Source organism: Prosthecobacter debontii (assembly GCF_900167535.1).
Taxonomy (GTDB): domain Bacteria; phylum Verrucomicrobiota; class Verrucomicrobiia; order Verrucomicrobiales; family Verrucomicrobiaceae; genus Prosthecobacter; species Prosthecobacter debontii.
In genome coordinates, this window is sequence record NZ_FUYE01000020.1 from 24,735 (window position 1) to 43,576 (window position 18,842).

Annotated in this window: 6 protein-coding genes; all 6 read right to left on the reverse strand. The window is 56.4% G+C overall.

Annotation, left to right across the window (positions count from 1 at the left end; genetic code table 11):
- Positions 1-128: 128 nt before the first annotated feature.
- The 6 genes from B5D61_RS21915 to lysS all read right to left on the reverse strand — a co-directional run bounded on the left by B5D61_RS21915 (position 129) and on the right by lysS (position 18,415).
- A complete protein-coding gene (locus tag B5D61_RS21915; RefSeq protein ID WP_078815585.1) occupies positions 129-3,563 on the reverse strand; it encodes a chitobiase/beta-hexosaminidase C-terminal domain-containing protein in 3,435 nt (1,144 codons plus the stop codon).
- The gene (locus B5D61_RS21920; RefSeq protein ID WP_078815586.1) at positions 3,560-6,835 is read right to left on the reverse strand and encodes a fibronectin type III domain-containing protein; all 3,276 of its coding nucleotides are present in this window, start codon (positions 6,833-6,835) and stop codon (positions 3,560-3,562) included. The genes B5D61_RS21915 and B5D61_RS21920 overlap by 4 nt, the downstream gene beginning before the upstream one ends.
- 37 nt (positions 6,836-6,872) lie before the next feature.
- The gene (locus tag B5D61_RS21925) at positions 6,873-12,323 is read right to left on the reverse strand and encodes a hypothetical protein (RefSeq protein ID WP_078815587.1); all 5,451 of its coding nucleotides are present in this window, start codon (positions 12,321-12,323) and stop codon (positions 6,873-6,875) included.
- A 68-nt stretch (positions 12,324-12,391) separates the two neighbouring features.
- Entirely contained in the window at positions 12,392-16,099 is a 3,708-nt protein-coding gene (locus B5D61_RS21930; RefSeq protein WP_078815588.1) for a WD40 repeat domain-containing serine/threonine protein kinase, read from the reverse strand.
- Positions 16,100-16,145: 46 nt separating this feature from the next.
- Positions 16,146-16,883, reverse strand: coding sequence for an RNA polymerase sigma factor (locus B5D61_RS21935; RefSeq protein WP_176159610.1), 738 nt, complete (start codon positions 16,881-16,883; stop codon positions 16,146-16,148).
- A 56-nt stretch (positions 16,884-16,939) separates the two neighbouring features.
- The gene (gene lysS, locus B5D61_RS21940) at positions 16,940-18,415 is read right to left on the reverse strand and encodes a lysine--tRNA ligase (RefSeq protein ID WP_078815590.1); all 1,476 of its coding nucleotides are present in this window, start codon (positions 18,413-18,415) and stop codon (positions 16,940-16,942) included.
- Between the last annotated feature and the right edge of the window lie 427 nt (positions 18,416-18,842).

Below are 18,842 nucleotides of genomic sequence, written 5' to 3' on the forward strand. Positions count from 1 at the left end.
GAGCTTTTCAGGCTCTGGCCGGAAACAGCCTTCATGATGGTGGTGGTGGTGCTTACTCACAGCGGCTTATTTCGCCGAAATCTCAGGCAATGCAAAGACGCTTTCACCGACTAAATAGGATTCTGATCCTATGGCAGACGTACACCCACCCGGTAGTAGGCACGCGGATCTGCTGAGGCGGGAACCATCGCTCGATAGCGATTCTCCCCTAGACTCTGAATCTCTGCATCACAGGGAGAGAAGTGAACCAAGTCCGCAGAACTTTGAACGACGAACTCGAAGGCTCCTGAGAGCGTATTGGTCCACGCAAACTCAATCACGAAACTGCCGTCAGGCTGTCGCTCCTGGGAAACAGGCCCGAAACGGAAAGTCGCAATTTCACCCGTAGGGCTGCTCTGGGCATCGGTGGGATCTGTGCCAGCCAGGAATTCCTGGAGCAAGCTGTAGCCGCTGCCATCCATGGACAGAGAGGCATTGAGCCCCATGCGTCCAAAAAACAGCAACTCCCATTCATCGGGTAACAAATTGCCGTCGGCATCGGTGGAACTCGGAAGAGGAAGGGTTGTTAGGCTCAAAGAAAGCACTTCCAGGGCCGATTTTCCACCGACACTGGGCAGATCATCGTAAGCGGTGATGGAAAACTGGCTCCCTGGGGTCACCCGAAAATGCCCGGGGAGCTCAAACGGACGTCCTCTGGCATCCATGAGCACATACAACTCGCCCTCAGGCACGGACGCCGCATAGGTCAGCCCGTCCAGGGGCGTTTCTTCTGGGATCTGGAGGGTCAGAGTCACGTGCGATCTCACCGGTGAATCAAAGCGAAGCGGGTAGAGGATGGGATAAATCTGCTGCAGTTCAGCCTCCGTCAGATTGACGCGGTTGGCATATTCTTGGTCGAGATTGATGAAACGCACAAACTGCCGCAGCACGTCCAAAGGTGGTTTGAGCAGGCCAGGCTCTTCATCATGGTGCTGGCTACTCACTCGGTAAACCTCACGGGCGAGACGCTTCAGCAGTTCGACGGCTGGATCCATGGCATCATTGCGCACCACCGTCTCATAATGTCTCAGCAGATCATGCAAGCGGACCGCTGTGGAAAACTGCGGGTCACCCACGGCACGTTCTAAGCTGCGCAGTTCCGCACTGGACACCGTGGAAGGGAAAAAGGGATCCCGATACTCATGCTCACGAAAAGGAGTTAGGCTGAAACCCGTCGTCGAGCCGCCTAACCCACGGAACTGCAACAGATCCGCAAGGCGTGCTTCCATGAGCAGAAAAGCCAGGGTCTCATCCACCCCCACCGCCTTGATCACCAGAGGCGGACTGGCTGAGCGGTAAGCAGCCTGTGCTGCAGTAATCCAGCTCTGCACCTCGGTTCCGAGCGTTCCATCTTGGTATTGGTAGGCGACTTCGATCGGCACTGCCGGAGGCACCTCGATCAGCCCGATCAACTCCCTGCCACGCCGCTCCCCTTCCCCATCACTGCGCAGGGAATAATGCAGCGGTGTGCTAACGACTAACAAACGCTGCTGCGCCTCTGCGGGCTGAGCAGAAAAGACCGCGACCGGCTGATCCAAAGGCTTGTCCGCCGTGCCGGCACCTAACAAAGCTCCGTCCACTTCATGACACTCCACAGCAAGCCCCACGCTCGCGTAAACCTCATGGTTAGACCCGCCATCCCACGGCAGCGGCTGAATGGCGAGATTTAACTTAGCAGCGGTGTTAGCCCTTTCTTCATTCGGAAAACTCTCTGGATCATTGAGCAAGGTGCCTGCTAAAAGCTCCTCGAGATCACTGTATCCATCTCCATCCGAATCAGCTCCACCGGTGGGATCCAGGTTCCGGGCCACTTCGACAAAGTCCGGCACGCCATCGCCATCCGCATCCTGCTTTTCGGGAGGTTGGTTGAAATGAAACACCACTCTTGTCACGGGCGTGCGCTCTCCTGTGGTCAGTTTGGCATAGGCTTCCACCGTTGTTTCCCGAAACAGATAGAATGGAGCCCCATAGGGCTCAAAGTCGACTGATCCCGTCCGCCGCACATGCAGGGAAGCACCGGGCTGCGCTGCGGTCAGGCTCACCAGCACAGCTTCACTGAAGACTCCCCCGCTCGGTGAAATACCAACGCCGGAGGAGACTTCCCCCAACACCCGAGGGGTTCGGTCCAGCCGAGCCAGGGAAATATCATCGCGGTATTGGTTAGCCAGGGCCCCCATAGCCCCCATGGGTTTGGGATTGAATTGGCGGGTAAAACGACTGCCTAGCCCCAGCGTGCTGCTCACAAAGGATTCTCCATCGGCTCGCGGAGTGGCTCCAAAAATCATCGCCGAGGACCAATCCCCCACGCTCCATTGCCCCACCAAGCGTGGGTTTTCCTCCAGAAAAGGCACCCCATTGAAGAAGAACACATTTCCCCACATGGCACTCCCCTGCCCGAGTCGTGGTAGCGTTCCCCCCGAATGGGCGAAGTAGCCCTCAGGCCCTCGACGATACAGACGATAAGCCACAGGTCCCCCATCGGCACCACGCCCGGTCAGCAGAGCAAAGGAACCGTCAGCCAAAACGACAGCGGTCTGGGCTGCCCCAGGATCTCCGGTGAGATCCAGTGCTTTCTCCAAAATGAAGCCTCCGGCGCGGCTGAAGTCATAGATTCCTGCCGACCCATCGGCAGAGAGAATCAACATCTGATCCGCTTCCTCGGCCTCGCCTTTCAGCCGCAGCATCTGCGTCACTGGTGCGTCAAAGACGGCTGTTTGCCCCGGCAGAAAGCTCTTCTCGTTCGCCGCCACACTCAAGACGTCCACCTTCTCGTGACCAGGGACATAGATGAAAAAGTCACTCTGAGCTGAGTCGAACTGACCATAAGCGAGCCGCGAATCAGCACGCAAATCACTCACGGAAAGAGGATCGGAATAGTCTCCTGCGGGTAATGTGTGAACACGAAGGATGGCAGACACGGCCTGCTCGAAATAAGCAAGCCTCACCGTCCCCGTCCGAGAAAACGTCACCGGATTCCAGCCGCTCAGCGTGGCTGATGTGACCGAGCTCACCGTCGGGGTGAATTTCCCGTTCTGCAGATTCGCCATGAGACCGAGAGACTTCGTCCCCATGGAGCCACCCGCAAAAGCGATATCGTCGAACGCACCTTCGCCAAACGCAGCCAGGAACTGCGGTTCCGCCAGAGGATACTGCGCCTGAAAAGGCAGCAGATCCTCTGCCTGGAGAGAAATCACCTCCACCCGATTCGCCAAGGGAGCCGTGAGTGCGAGGGTGTCTTGATCTGCCGATTGAAAGCGGCCCATCGCCATGCTGGAAACTTCAGGAATTCCAGACGCTACAGGTGGGCGGAAAATGAGGCTGCCATCGGCCTGCTGAATCCCCACGGTCACAACACCACTCACGCGATCCACCAGCACGGCATCTGAGCGTCCATCGCCATTGACATCTCCGGCTGTCGTAAAGCCGCTCGGAGATTCGTGGACAAACTCCGCCCCCTGCCCCCCACCGCTCAGGCTGAGAGCTAATAAGATCCACCGTAGGAAGTTCCAGTTCACGTTCTTCATGGGATTTGGACAGCGTTGGTGGTCAGGATCTCGGCGATCTCTCCGTTCTTGGCGTAGCGGACCAGCATGTAGGTGTAGGAGGCCCCGGCGATGACCGGGTTTCGATCGAGCCAAAAGATCTCCCCATGAATTCCGCCAGGGATGCCGCTGACCTGAATATTGATAAAAGGATCGTGGATCTGAGTCACATTGTCCGCATTCGCCGTCTCTTGCGTGTGGGCGATGACTTCCATCAGAGGAGACGCCTGGGCCGTATCCGCCGAGATGGGGAGCAAACTCACCGCCGAACTCGTCTGCATTCGGTAAAGCACACAAGGGAGCAATTCGTCCTCACGCTCGCTGTTGGCGGCGGCCGAGACCCGCCGAAACAGCATGGTCTTTGGATCGATGTGATCTTTGAGCGCATATTGGGGCAACCCCGTAGGCCCTGGATTTCCCACTTTGATCAAGGTGCTATTACCTCCCACATAATCGTATTCACCGATCCGAATCCCCACTCCCTGCCAATCTCCATTGGTAATCAACTTCGGGAGATACACGGCCCTGATGCGCGGATGAAACGTCGTCGCGGCCACAGCGTCGGGCAAATCTCGCGCAGGCCAAGGCACCTGGATCCCTGGATTAACCTCCGACGCATTCCACTGAAAGACCTGCATGTTGGAGAAACCACCGGCCAAGCGATCCCCAAAACGGCCTCGATCCACAGCACGGACCAAGACGTGATAAGTCAGGAGTGTCTGAACTGGGACATCCACATAGAAGACCGCCCCGTCTTGGAGGGTCGCAAGTCCACCCACGAGCCCTGTCTGATAGACGCCAAAGTCCTGGCTAGGAGACGAAGGATTCCGCGTCGGACGAATGAGGGCCAGATTGTCACTGAGCAGGCTGCCACTCCAACCCGTGTTCGGTACCCCTTGCTTCTTGGCAATCCAAAGCTCAAAACGCTCCACACCATAAGAGGCACATGACCAACTCAGGCGTGCCTTGTTATTCGCCAGGTGCTCAGGAGGGAGCAACATGGGCACCGGCAAAGCGGCTGATGAACCGGTATGAATTTCCCCCCCTGCACGAACCAGCTCACTCGGCTGACCATTTTCATCGAAGCCTTGGACAAAATACTGATTGTCAGCCGGGGTCACGGGGAGCTCTCCATCACACCACTGCACCGGTGTGCCGGGCGTCACTTCTTGAACCGAAACCAAGGTCAGCGGCCCGTCATCCACCTGCCGATAGATCTTTAGCTCTCGTGTGCTAGGTGCCGGCATCACCGACATACAAATCGGAGACACGTCATCCGTTCCCGGCTGAGTCGTCAAATGGGTGCTGCCACAGGCCCCGCCAGCGATGGCCGGCGTGCTGTTGAGTGAAGCCGTAAAAAGGATCTGAAGTCGCTGATCTCGGGCTTTGGAGGGAGCCGAAACGGTCGCCTGCACCCAGTCACTGGTGCGCCCACCTCGCAGGGCAGCCCGACAGTAGATCTGGTTGGGCCAAGCCTCCCGTGAAAGCAGCAACCGAGCGATCTGGGACTCGGTGCCGCGATCTCCGAAATACACACGCCCCACGGGGCTGGCCACGTAAGTGAACCCATCGCCGAAACGAAACTCCGTCCATTCAAAGGTCTCTTGAAAGGGAGTCACGCACACCAATTCCAGATGATAAGCATTCTCCGTCAGTCCGGTTTCAGGTTTCAGCGACGCTGAGGTAAACTCCACCACAGGTTGATGACACTGAATCACTACCTGCCCGATAGGTGCTGCCGGGCCTTCAGGATCGCGAATCACGCCTCGAGAAGGAGCGCTGTGGGGTGAGGCGTTGGCCCCGCAGGCTCCGGAATCAAGCGCCCGCACCGTGTAAATGAATCCCGTCCCCGAGATGTCGGGCTGACCCTCAAGCGGAGGAAAACGAGGCGCTCCATGGCCTGCATCCAGATAACGGTATTCCCTCGCTTCTGGATCATGAGGAATGATGGCTACACGATTCATTTCAGGCTGATTCCCCTTCTCCTGCATCTCCTCGAGACTGCTCCAGCGATAGACGTGATACGCGGACACACTGCTATCTGCATCCTGGACGGGTGCCCAACGCACCAGCAATTGCTGAATGCTTTCGCCATTCACATAATTCACCTCAGGAACCACCCGAACCTGGACGGGAGCCGGGGGTCTCATGCGATCACAAATCGTCGTGAGCCTACCTGGAGAAACCTGGCCATCTCGCAACAGGATGTCTAACGCCGTGACGAAGTAATAATACTGGGCTCCGTTGGGCAGGGGCTCTCCACCCGGATCGAAGCGATCATTGTCATCCGTAAAAAAGTAGGTGGTCTGATCCCCCGGATTCTCAGCCCCTGTCGCCCCAACTCCCTCATCCATGAGTTGATCGGGATAAATCGGCGCTGCATTCACTTGGTGCACTTGGTCAGGCACCGTATGAGCCGCCGTCAGCAAGGTATCGGCACTCGGAGGTGTGTTTTGCCACTTGCGGGCACCGTTCTCCGCATAAGCACGCGTCACCCGATAGACGCGATACCCGGAATGTTTCAGAGCCAGTTCACGCAAGGAGTTAGGCGTGGCCCAACGCAGATGGACTGAAAGATGGCCTTCTTGTTTTCGGGCATCCGGCAAGAGCATCACATAAGGACGCCCAGGGGCGGGCAAACGGATCGCAGCAGAAGTATCCACCGTGACTCGTCCCAAGACTCGAATATCCTCCTGAACCGCGGAGTCAAACTCACGCAGTTCATACGTGTAGCTCCCTGGAGCGGGAAGACGGTCTGGCAACGCCTGGCCTAAGGCCATGGCAACCAGAGGGTGACTGCGGGCTACGAAGGCCAGAGAGGTGCGCCGCTCCGTATCGCCGCGCGTTCCTCGAATGACCGCGGACAGCCGTGCGGCGAGAGACACCTCCTCGCTGGGCACGAGATCCTGAAACATCCGCCGCAGACTGCTGTTTAGGGCCTCCACATCCTGACCCAGACGCACAGCTCTGGGGATCAAGGCCTGGAGGGTGCGTTCATCACCTTGATCCGCCGTTACGGCCAATCGCTGAAACAATCCAGCCGGGGTATCCCGACGATACAGCGCCAATCGGCTTCCCTCAGCCAAGCTGTCTTCGGTGGACTGCCAGAGCAAATAGGCCCAGGACTGCCCTTCCACCTGAGTCGTGGTGCCCACCATGGAGATGAAACCCACATCATCCGGGAGCTGAGCCGATGCCATCCAGGGTAACACCCAGGAGAAACTCAAAACCAAAAAACAAAGAACAACCTTCATGAGCTAAAAAGTTAAAATCTGAGCCTCCACATCGAGATCAATAATCCGCGTCCCAAGAGCCGCCCTGATAGGTGAAGCGAACCGTTTTGTTAAACCGCTTGCAGAAGGGACACACACCGATCTTGCCCTTGATGCGGCCTTGACCCGAGAACCGAAAATCATCCCCCCGCTTCACGCCGATCAAATTGACATCCCCTCGGACGCTGATCACACAAAGCGCCTCACCGCTGGCACTCATCTGCATTTCGCCCCCCCAAGTCGGGCCTTCCGCGGCATAAAAGACGCCCGCGCCAATCCCTGCCGAAAGATTCAACAAGCAGCCAAAGTCCACGATCGGCAGTCGGCCCGCACCAAAGACGTATCCACCTGTGAAACCTCCGCTGCCCAGCACGTTCCCCAGTTGCGGATTGAGAAAGAGGATCGGTTCCAGCGTGCAAGCGCGTCCCAAGAAAATACACCCTTCCAGCCCCGAGCCGGACAAACGCACCGCCCCTGCAAGCCCGACGTAATTTTCTCCCAGCACCAAACCGTTCTGCCCCGGTGCCATGCCGATTTTCACCGTCCCTTTCACATCCGTGACCTCCGCACCGCCAAACCCCATACTGCCGACCGTCTCAAAACGTCCGCCAACACTGATGGGCAGAGGCACGCCCTGAGGAGCATAGAAACCCACCGTTGCCTCCACGTCTGCCTGCACGCCCGGGCTGAGCCATTCTAAAGAGGTGTTACGAGCACCCAGTGTGACTTCTCCCGCCGAGACAGGCGATGGCCCTCCCATATCAGGGCAACCTCCCGGCCCCACACTGTCCAACTGCTGAAAGCGAGCATACCCATCGAATCTGAGCGGCGTCTCATCGGGGATGCCGAGTTGCAGCCGTGCATCTAGCCGCAGTTCTCGCAAGGCTTCGCCCTGAATATGGGCATGGCCTGTGATGCGTCCTGCTTGGATCACATCCCCCAACCCCTTGGCATAACCATTGAGAGTATCGTCCAGGCCCGACAGCGCCCCGGTCAACGCCTTGCGGATGATCTGATTCACCTCGTCAAAGGCCGCATCCACCGCTTCTCGATAAGCGAGATGCACCACCTGCAGTTTCGCCCGCAAGGCTTCCTGCACCCCCCGTATCGCAGGGGTAGCCATCAGCCGAGTCAGCAACTCCCGTCGGACTCGACTTTCGATATCTTCCCTCAAGCGATCCAGGTAAGCGTTCATCTCCGCTTCTGTTGGGAAGGTGCTTGTGGCCTCATTCAACACCTCGTCCAAATAAGCCTGCACGGCATCGGCGAGCGCCTCCAAGACCAAACCTTGCAGGTCAATATCAAGCTGCGTCTGTAAGTCCGTCAGTTGGTCCAAGAACCCGTGATTGGGCAGTTCAAAATCGAGTTGCTTTCTCAAGGCCGAGATGGCCTCTCGAATATCCAGAAAGGAAGCCTGAATCTGGGATAGCGCGCCTTCCGCCTCTTGGATGAAGGTAAAACGGGGCGCGGACTGGATCACATTAACATACTGAGGGGCCAAATCCGTCACGAGGTTCTGCACCAGAGCATCCAACACCGCACGGCTTCCGAAAGCATCACGCCCCAGAACACCGGCGTTCGGGAGTGGATTCTCAAGATCATCCGCATCTCCAGCGAAGGCGAAGAGCGAGGTCTCGATCCCTGACAAGCGTAAATTTAATGAGGGCACGAGACCCGCCTGTGTATCCAGGTCACCTACCCAGGACGCGAGATGGGTTGAGATCGGCACCAGAGGTGGTCCCTCGATCTGACTGACCTGCTCCCGATCCGCCGCCTCCCGGGAGGGTCTCAGGTAAGTATCCACCACATCCTTAACGGCTTGACGCACATCTTGTTGGGCCGCCACCGCCTCTCCCGCAGCGGCCTTAACGTGAACAAAAAACACCTCCAAGCCTGGATTGACGACTCCCGCCACCGTCTCCGCCAGCATCGCGTCCAGTCGATCCGTTAACAGGTCTGCAAAACCATCCACTCCGCCTTCAATGCCTGCCAAAACTTGATCTCCAGCAGAACGGGCTAGGCTGCTCGCCACCCCCACATTTTCATCCACCAGATTGGTCAAGGCATTGCTGATGCTGATGCGGGGTAGGCCCGTGTATTCGACTCCGAAAGATATCTCAGTCTGATCAGGACTGAGATAATCCACCCGATGCTGAGCCTCCATGATGAGAAGATCCGCAGGCACGGTCGAAGGAGATTTGAAGGTGCGTCTAGCGCTGTTCCATTGCAGCGGGTAGTTGAAATCAAGGAGACCTAACCAGAGCTGATGTGCATGGGTGCGATGAGCTTCACTGCTCCGATAACTCGCCGGACTGCTGCCGGTGAAACCCACATGAGCAGCGTCAAAGTCCCGGTCGGTAAACATTTCTCCCCATCCACCCGTCACATGCAGACTCGCCAAGGGTTCGGCGGGATTGGCGCTCGTATGCGCATGCACTTTCAAATCCTCAAAGAAAGGCACATCCATACGGCCCACCAGATTCCAAAAGCCGACGCGATCGACATCCGGTGGACGACTATCCGCAGCTTCGTGGTTGAGATAAGCCCACCTCGTTGGCGTGAATGCATAAGACTCCGCTGGAGATTCGGAAGTCCGCTTCGGACCATCCACCCGGAACACCGCAGGCAGCGGTAACTCTGAGGTGATGTCAGCCAGATGATCTGCCGGACGAATGACCTGGCCATTCTGGCGGAATCCCAAAACACCGGTCAAGGGCTGCGAAATATTTTTGGCCGCCAACCTCATAGCCACGGTTAGAAACCCTGCCGACGGATCACAAATGCCCTCATGCTTAAACTCCAGGCCGAAGGCGGTGAAGGGTGCCTGCCAGTAATCCAAGTCTTCCGTCAAGCTGCCCCCTGCCATTCCCCCGATGGAAGGTGCCCCTAAACAAGTGAAGGTCAGATCATCAAAAGCCAGGGTGAAATCCGAAGGCTCTGGAACCAGAAGTGAGCCATCGGTGCGAGAAAGGATGTTTTCATTGCTCAGCCAACTCAGACCGAAGGTGTCAAACACCACCGGATATCCCATCAACAATCCCGTAGCCGAAGACAGCCCCCCCAGAGCCTGCTGCACGCCGCTCACACCGCCATAACGAAGGTAAAACTTGCTGTTGGAAGTGAGCTCATAGGCGTCTGACAAACTGCCTCCCAAGCGACTGCGAAACGAGCACGCGGCATCCGAGCTTGGAGCCCTGAGATTCATACCTGCATAATCGCCTGTCCCTGTCACATAGGCCGCCGACCCGGGCAATTCGGATTGGGTTAGATTGGCGGGGTCCACGCCGCGCAGATGAATGTAGGCGGGGGTTAAACCGCTACCGAAGGGCAAAAGGGTGGTCGGCAAGAAATGACCGCTCATCAAGAAACTACCGCGTTGAAAGGGCGTCACCGCTTCATGAGCCGCCGGAGATTCTTCATTGAGAACACCCCAACTGATCAGGTGTGAGAAAGCGGTGGCCCCACTCCCATGCAATCCTCCATCAGGGGTGAAACGCAGGCGACTGCTATCAGGATTAATGCGATAGTAGTAAAAACTCTTCTCCCCACCTGGACACTCGTCCACCACCTCCGTGCAATGCCGCCCATAAGGCACGGTCACGCCAGCAACACCTTCCAAGCTACTGTTGGCTGAATTGATGGAGTCCCCCTGAATCTGCACGACACCCGAGGTCCAATTGATGCTGGTGTTCTTGGGAAAGTGCGTGGAGAAAAATCGGTTAGGCAACAGATTGACGGTCGCATGCAACTGAGCAGCCCCGGTCACACTGGCCTGGAGATAGGGTGTCGTATTGATCGTGGCGACTTCATTCCAATAGGCATCGTTGGAGGCTTTGGTCTTGAACTCATTGGCCAAACCTGGAATGGTTTCCATGGCATCCACCAGAGGCCGCCTCAGGGAGTGCACCGCTGTCGCATTCAGCGTGAAACGCCCCAGGCTTGGGCTCCACGTGATGACTGAAGCCTCGGTCTTAAAAGGCTTGGTCTCTTCATGAACGAAAAACTTGGGACTTCCTGAAAAGGCCACCGACGAGGTGGGTGCGAGGCTTTGGTTGAGCGCCACACTCCCCACAGGCCCTAGCTTATTTTGCAGCCGATTCTCCGTCAAAGTGCTGCTGTATCCACTGCCCACAGGCATCCAGGCCGAAACGTTGCCCACCAATCCGCTTTGAGTCAAAACCAGATTCTCAAAGCTGTATTGGACTCCATTGAGCAGATTTGGCTCTCCCGTCGGACCACTCACCTCTACGGACATTCCCTTGAAAACCGCGTCTCCTCCCGGCTTGAGCAGAACCTCCAAGTTTTGTCCCGTGCCAAAGGTCCATAGTTCCGTCCCACTGATCCCACCTGCGTCTTGAGCTACGGGAACGTTGAGTCGAGGCTCGGCCACATTCACCGTCGTGATGGAGCCATTCAAAGCTGTGAACTGAGTATTGATCGCACCGAATATCAGCTTGCCCGTGAAATGGAAAAACTGGGCATCCGACGTATCCCAAGCGTTTCCGGTGACTTTCGGTTGTCCTAAAACCTCCTCATGCAGGACCGTTACCTTCACATAATACTGCTCATCAAAATCCAGCCACTCGGCAGGGTCCAGCCTCAGATCAAGCAGGTCCACATCCGAGGCCGTGACGGTGACAGGCACCTTGATGCCGCTCTGGGATACCCATGGCGAGATCGAAACTGTGAAAGGGCGCTCCGTAAAATCCGCTGCGTTTCCCTGATCGTTGAGCACCTGTATCACCCCATCATCGGACACGCGCCGCAGTTCCAGCTTCAAAGTCACCGCGATGTTGGTCGCTACACTGACGATGCTATCCCACGCATCATAACGAAGCAGGCGAAACCCGGCCGCTGCGTGGATGTATTCGTTTCCGCTCACACTATCGACGAGGTAACGACGCACGGCTAAAGTGGCACCCGTCATTTGGGCAATGACATTGCGCTCTGGATCTCCCGTCGTCACGCTGGGAAAGTGATAATAGGCGCGCCCGGTGGCTTCGGTTTGGCTGGCCTGAGGGAACCAAGCAAAGTCAAACGGAGGCGGTGAACCCGTTGCCTCTCGACGCGCGACCTCGACTTTCAACCGTGTCCGCTCATACGGGCCAATCCGCGAAGGAAAACTCGTAATGTCTGAGGAGTCATTGATCGTGGCGCCTGCACTGACGCTCCCAAGGGCTTTGAAGACTTCCGTCAAAACATCTCCCGAGGAATCGATCAACTGATACCGCAAACGATAAGTGCCCGCCGATGGAAAGGTCACGCTACTGGAACATGTCACATAGTGACGATTGGTATTGGCATCGCCATCCACGCTATCAGCCGCGATCAAGTAAGTGCTGCTCGCCTCGTTTCCACGATTGAGAACTTGGATGCTGTTGATGGTCTGGCCAATGGCTGACACAGAGCTGCCAAGAATGAGGCAGCAAAGGGCGATGAATCGAAAGTAAGAAGACCGGGGGAAAGTCATAGAAAGCAGGGCTCGCTGCTTCCTTCCACCGCATTCCCTTCAATTCGTTACAACCGAGCGAGAAAAAATCACTCAGGCCGTTCCGCACGTTCGTCAGGATCGGCAGCCAACCATTTCATCCAGGCGATTTGAGGATTGGTGGGATCATCAGGCAAAGCCAAAACTTCTCGGCGGGCTTCATCGAACACTTGATACGACATCACCTGCAAGACATTCTCTGAGGTCAATCTCCAGCGGCCAAATCCCTCCGCAAAACGCAAAAAGCATTCTGGCAATGGGAGTCCTTCTGAAGGAGGAAGGCTCCAGACAGACACTTCTCCCGTCTTTTCCACGGCCAATGCTTTCCGGCCATTGGCCGAAAAATCCAGACTCACCACGGAAGCATTCAATTGGAAACCCACAGACGCTGGCAGATAACGCGATAAGCTCCACAAGGAGACACGATTGTCCAACTCAGCGGTCAGCAGGAGCCCTCCTTCAGGAGACTGAACAACGTGCGTGACCGGACTGGTATGAGTCAAATAAGGGGCTGTGTGTTGCCCTGTCTGCGCGCTAAAACTGCGAACGCGAAGATCCCTCGAATTGTAGCTCAGGAACTGCTGGGCATCTTGAGCAAACAGTGTCTTCACACCACCTGCCATCGAGCTATCGGCGTGGCGAGGTGTTCTCGCTAAAGATTCTGGCACTTCGGTCCTCGACTTCACATCCCAGAGATACAAAAGAGCGTCCTGTGAACCCGAAACCAAACGAGTGCCATCGGGATTCAACGTCAAGCTCAACACCTCAGCCTTACTTCGGGACTTCACCGCCCATCTCGCCTCATGGACGAGATCATGAAAAACAAGCATCCCATTCGGATGTCCCGTCACAACTATCCGCCCATCTCGACTCATGGTCAAAGCCGTGATACTTCCCTGATCGGATTCCCAAGAATAACCAACTTTATTGGAAGCCAGCGAGATCAGACTGACCGATTCCCGACTCGCATCTAAAGCCAGCAAGCGTTGCCCATCCTCCGTCGCGTGAAGCTCCACCACAGGACCAGGGGCCATGCCCTCCTTTTCCACCTGCCATGTCACTAAATTAACGGTGGTCATGCGTACCCCGGCAGCTATCACCAATCTCGGTTGTCGGCCTGTGGTTTGATAAAAAGCCGAAGGTTTTCGGCCCAACTCGACGAGAGGTTTTGACAGATGCCCCGCCCAATCTTGGCGCCGTAACGTGCCCGAATTTGTCAAAACGAAGACGCCGGAGTCCTCAGGCAAAAAACCTCCCATCATCACAGGTTCACCCGTTTGTAAAATCTGGGGGAGCAATCGTCGCGAACGAATGTCCATGACCGCCGCCGTTTCAGAATGACAGGTCACGAGAAGCTTCTGTGCCTGGGGATGAAACGATAGATCCGTCACCACGCGATGCATCTGGAGAGGGGCTCCCAGAGGCACGCCGGTTTGACCATCCATGAGCGATACGGTGGCCTGAGGTTCCTGCGTTCCAGCAGCCAGCCAACGACCATCCGGTGAAAAGGCCAGCGACCGCACCACATCCGGCATACGCTCGGCATGAATGAATACACCTTTGAGATTTCGTAGCCGCACGTAACCGTCCTGCCCCCCTGTCGCCACACGTTCGCCTCCTGGTTCGACCGCCACATCATAGAGCCGATCATAGTGCTCGAGATTGCCGTGCTTTTGACCCGTTTTGGCATCCAGAACTGCCGAAAAGGTATCCCCCCCTTTGATGAGCACCCTCTTGCTGTCGGGGCTGAACATCACCCCCTCCACTCGATTGCGCTGCACAGGTGCCTCATGAATCACCTGACCGTTCAAGGCCTCGTAAAGCCCCAACCGAGTATCATCATAACCGGCCGCCACACGTTCCCCATCGCTGGAGACAGCGAGACACCGCGCCACGGATGTCCCTCTGACCTCCCATGCCAAAGTCGAGTCAACCCATCTCCAGGCTCGTAGAGCTTTGTCCGAGGTGCTAGTGTAGAGGAGTTGTGCATCGGGAGAAAAAGCCATCGACACCACTTGGTGAGGACTCCCCTTAACCGCGTTGTCTTCACCAAGCATCATCAGGGGTTGCCCCTGCAAATCTCCACTCTCAACGGACCACACTCGCGCTTGGCAGCTCTTTTCAGCGACTGAACCCGAAGCCACCCAGCGGCCATCTGCAGAAACAGCAAAGGCAGAGATGGCATCGGGCATGACAAAACTGCGGACGCGATTCACCTTCCCAGGCTGCCAATCCCACAAAGCCAAGATGCCGTCCCTCACGGATGCGGTCAAAATCTGCTTCCCATCCGGCGGGAGAAAGCGCCCTTGCCAAATGGATTCAAAATGTTGAAGCGATGGGCAATCCATCACGCCCACAGGGGCTTCTGCCATCAGAGTCATCAGTCGGAAAGCCGCTTCCCGATTGTGCGGGTCCAATCGCAAGGCTCGACACAAGAGAGCCACGGCTTCACCATACTTTTGGCTAGCCACCTTGTCGTGGGCCGCCGTCGTATCCGAAAGGCTGAAGGCATGACGTGTTTTCTTCTCCGCCACTTCGGCACGCATGGCCATGGTCAAACTGACCACCGACCCCACCACTAAAACCACCACCACGGCAGCCGCTGCTAGAACCTGTCCGCGATGCCTCCGCACATACTTTCGGGTGATGTAGCTGAGGCTAGGAGGTCGGGCACTGACTGCCTCATCTCCCAGAAAACGCCGCACATCTTCCGCGAGCTCACGCACGGTTTGATACCGACGCTCGCGCTCTTTAGCCAAAGCCTTCAGTACCACCCAATCCAATTCATTTTCGGTTCTTGAAGTGAGGAGTTTCAACTCTTGCGCTTCAGCCCCAAGCGTGGCCAACCGACGCGATGGACGAACCGGAGAGACCTCTCGAATCACGCGCACCCATTCATCCAGGCCTGTCTGGGCAAGCTGCGCACCGCTCAGCGGTGGTTGCCCGGTGATCATCTCATACAAAAGCGCGCCCAGTGAATACACATCGGCTCGAGTATCGATATTCAATCCACCATGAAGAGCCTGCTCCGGGCTCATGTATTCCGGCGTTCCCAGCATCTGTCGTGGATGCGTGTAGAGCGTATGGGGTGTCAGTTCCTGCCAGAGTGCTTTTGCGATGCCAAAGTCAATGATGGTGACCTTCGGCAAATCTCCCTTTTGCCCAGTGGAAACCATCACATTGGAAGGCTTCAAGTCACGATGGATGACGCCCTTGGCATGCGCGTGCTCCATCCCCGCACAGATGTCCAAAAAGAGTTGCAGACGCTCATTGAGCGTCAACCTGTGCTTCGCGCAAAACAGATTCACCGGCAGCCCCTCCACCAATTCCATCACGAAAAACGGACGCCCATCAGCCGTGGTTCCCGCATCGAGAGCACGTGCGATATTCGGATGATCCAGCAAAGCCATGGCCTGTCTTTCCGTCTCAAATCGGGCGACGACGACTCGGCTATCCAATCCTGGCTTGATCAACTTCAAGGCCACCTGACGCTGAAACGGTTGCGTCTGCTCCGCACGATAAACGATGCCAAAGCCGCCTTCGCCGATGGGCTCCATCAAACGATAGCGCCCAATCATGTCCCCAGCGGCCCGCACCGGCTCATCCATGGACAAGGGTTCGGCACCATCCGAGCTGAAGAAATTCGCAGCCAAACAAGCCGGGCATAACCACATGGGGCCATCCAGGGGCATGGGACGCCCACAGTCCGGACAAGACACCGGGCGCGGCATCGGCTTGGTTGGAATCTCCTCAGTCATTTCAGCTCAGGACATCCCTTTCACTCAGATTCGTTACAAGCCTGCCTCATTTCATCAGAATGGCCTGGAGATGCTTCAGCTCTTCGGTGACCTCGGCCTCATCTCCCACCGTCTGAGCAATCACTTCACAGAGCGCGGAGCGGAAATGTTTGCGGATTCGGTAGAGAAGCACGCGGAGATGCCCTTCCGTCACATCCGCCTTCACAGCCAATTCGGCCATCGGCACCTTGGCATCTCCTCGGCTGAGCATGGGAATCAATAAAGCAGCAAGCTCCCCCTTCCCGGCAGACTCGTAGTCAGCCCGCAAGCGCACGATCGCTTGATCCAAAAGGGTCAAAGCCCAACGCCGCTCAAACAATCGTTCAGGAGTCTCTGAATGGGAAGGCTCCAGCTTATAACGCTCCTCTGCGGTCAGGGAGTCCATGGAAAAGACCGTTCCCCCTCCACGCTTTTGCGCAGCACGCTTGTGATACTGCTTGGTCATCCAGTTCTGGATGGAAGTCAGCAGATAAGATCTCAGCTTACCTTTATCGGCTCCGCCGAGTCTCTCAATCACCTTGAGTTCCAGCAAATGCTCAAAGAATCCCTGCGTGATATCTTGAGCATCGTCAGGGGTCGCTCCTCGCCTCCTCACATAGGCATAAAGCGGATACCAATACTGCTGGCAAAGCTCGGATAAAGCCGCGCGCCTCAGAGATGCATCTTCCCCGCCGGCAGCCAAAACTAGGCTCCACCGCGTCTCAGGAAAGCTCGCCTTCCCTCCCACTGACAAATCATGAAACACGGAGCTTTAGTGGCGCAAAATCCCACTTCGCGCCACTAAAGATGTCTTAAATCGAATCAATCCGCCTTGCGCTTGAGCTGTGGGAAAAGCACCACATCACGGATGCTCTCCGCACCCGTCAGCATCATGATGAGACGGTCAATGCCGATGCCAATGCCCCCTGCTGGCGGCATGCCGTGCTCCAGAGCCAGGATGAAATCTTCATCGATCTTCTGGATCTCTTCACCCGCCTGATGCTCCAGACGCTCGCGCTGCACGATGGGGTCATTCAGCTCAGAGTAACCCGGGCTGATTTCCTGACCGTTGATCACCAGTTCATACACATCCACCACGCTGTCATCCGTCGTGTTCTGCTTAGCCAGCGGCACCAGCTCTTTCGGCACATGGGTCACGAAAAGCGGGTTGAAGCTTTTCTCTTCCACCAGCTTTTCAAAGATCTTCTGATCGAGCTCGTAGTGCTCATCACCCGCGTGAATTTCCTGCACGCCGAGGCTCTGGGCACGCTCCACCTTGGCTTCCTTGCTCAGGGCAAACCAGTCTTCACCGGCAGCGCCTTTGACGAGATCACGATACGGTGTGCGCTTCCAAGGACGGCTAAGGTCAATCGTCTTGGTGACATTGCCTTCTTCATCCTTGTGCTCAATCACCAGACCTCCGCAGAACTTCTCAGCCAAATGGCAAACCATGCTTTCCACCAAGTCTGCCATTTGTTCGAAGTCAGAGAACGCCCAGTAGGCCTCCAGCATGGTGAACTCAGGGTTGTGACGACGGCTCACACCTTCATTGCGGAAGTTACGGTTCAGTTCGAAAACCTTCGTGAAACCGCCTACCAAAAGACGTTTCAAATACAGCTCTGGCGCAATGCGCAGATACATCTTCTGATCCAGGGCATTGAAGTGGGTCTCAAACGGACGTGCCGCCGCACCCCCAGGAACGTCCTGCATCATCGGTGTTTCCACTTCCAGGAAATCGCGCTGCTGGAGGAAGTTACGAATCTCCGCCACCATCTTGCTGCGTGTCACGAAGACTTCGCGGCTGCGGTCATTGGAGATCAGGTCCAGATAACGCTGGCGATATTTGATCTCGCGATCCGTCACACCATGCCACTTATCCGGCAGCGGACGTAGGGCCTTGGACTGCGGAGCAAACTCCTTCACATGAATGGAACGCTCCCCTTTTTTGGTCACGAAAGTCTGGCCGGAAAGACTGACGAAATCACCGATGTCGATCTGCTCGATGAAAAGCGCATAGCCTTCATCACCGACATCCCCTTTGCTCAGGTAACACTGGATGCGGCCAGAGATATCACCGATGTCAAAGAAAGTGGCCTTACCCATCTGACGACGAGAAAGGATACGACCCGCCACACGGACATCGATACCTTCGACGAAGTCTGCCTTCAGAGCACCCGGAGCATGGGTGACGTCAAATTTACCGCCGAACGCCGCGATGCCACGTTTCTGCATCTCCTCCAGCTTGTTGCGGCGGAATTGGAGCAGTTCGGATTCGGTGTGTTCAGGGGCAGGTTGCATGGTCAGACGAATAGTGGGGCGGAGTCTTTAACTGATTTGGCAGCATTTACCACGGTAAATTTAAGCTCTGGAGCCAAGGGCATGCCCCTTGGGCTGCCGTCTGTTTTTTGATCGAACCCAAATGGCGGTTGCAAAACCCGGCGATCAAACAATGTTCTAATGAACATATATGAACACTTCGACATCAAAGCTTTCTCACCTCAGATCGCTGCTTCAAAGCCGTTTCCCCACAGCGATGATCACGGCTCCCGCGCGAGCAGATGCCGAAGTTCATTCCGCCGACGTCACCCTCTTGCCAGGTAGATTGATCGAGGTCGTCTCTCCGGCCAACCGTCCTGGCGGTGGACTTATTTTAAGGCGACTAATGCGATCAATTTCCACGCCTCTCGCATTCATCGATGGTTGCGACTCGCTCGATCCAGCCTCC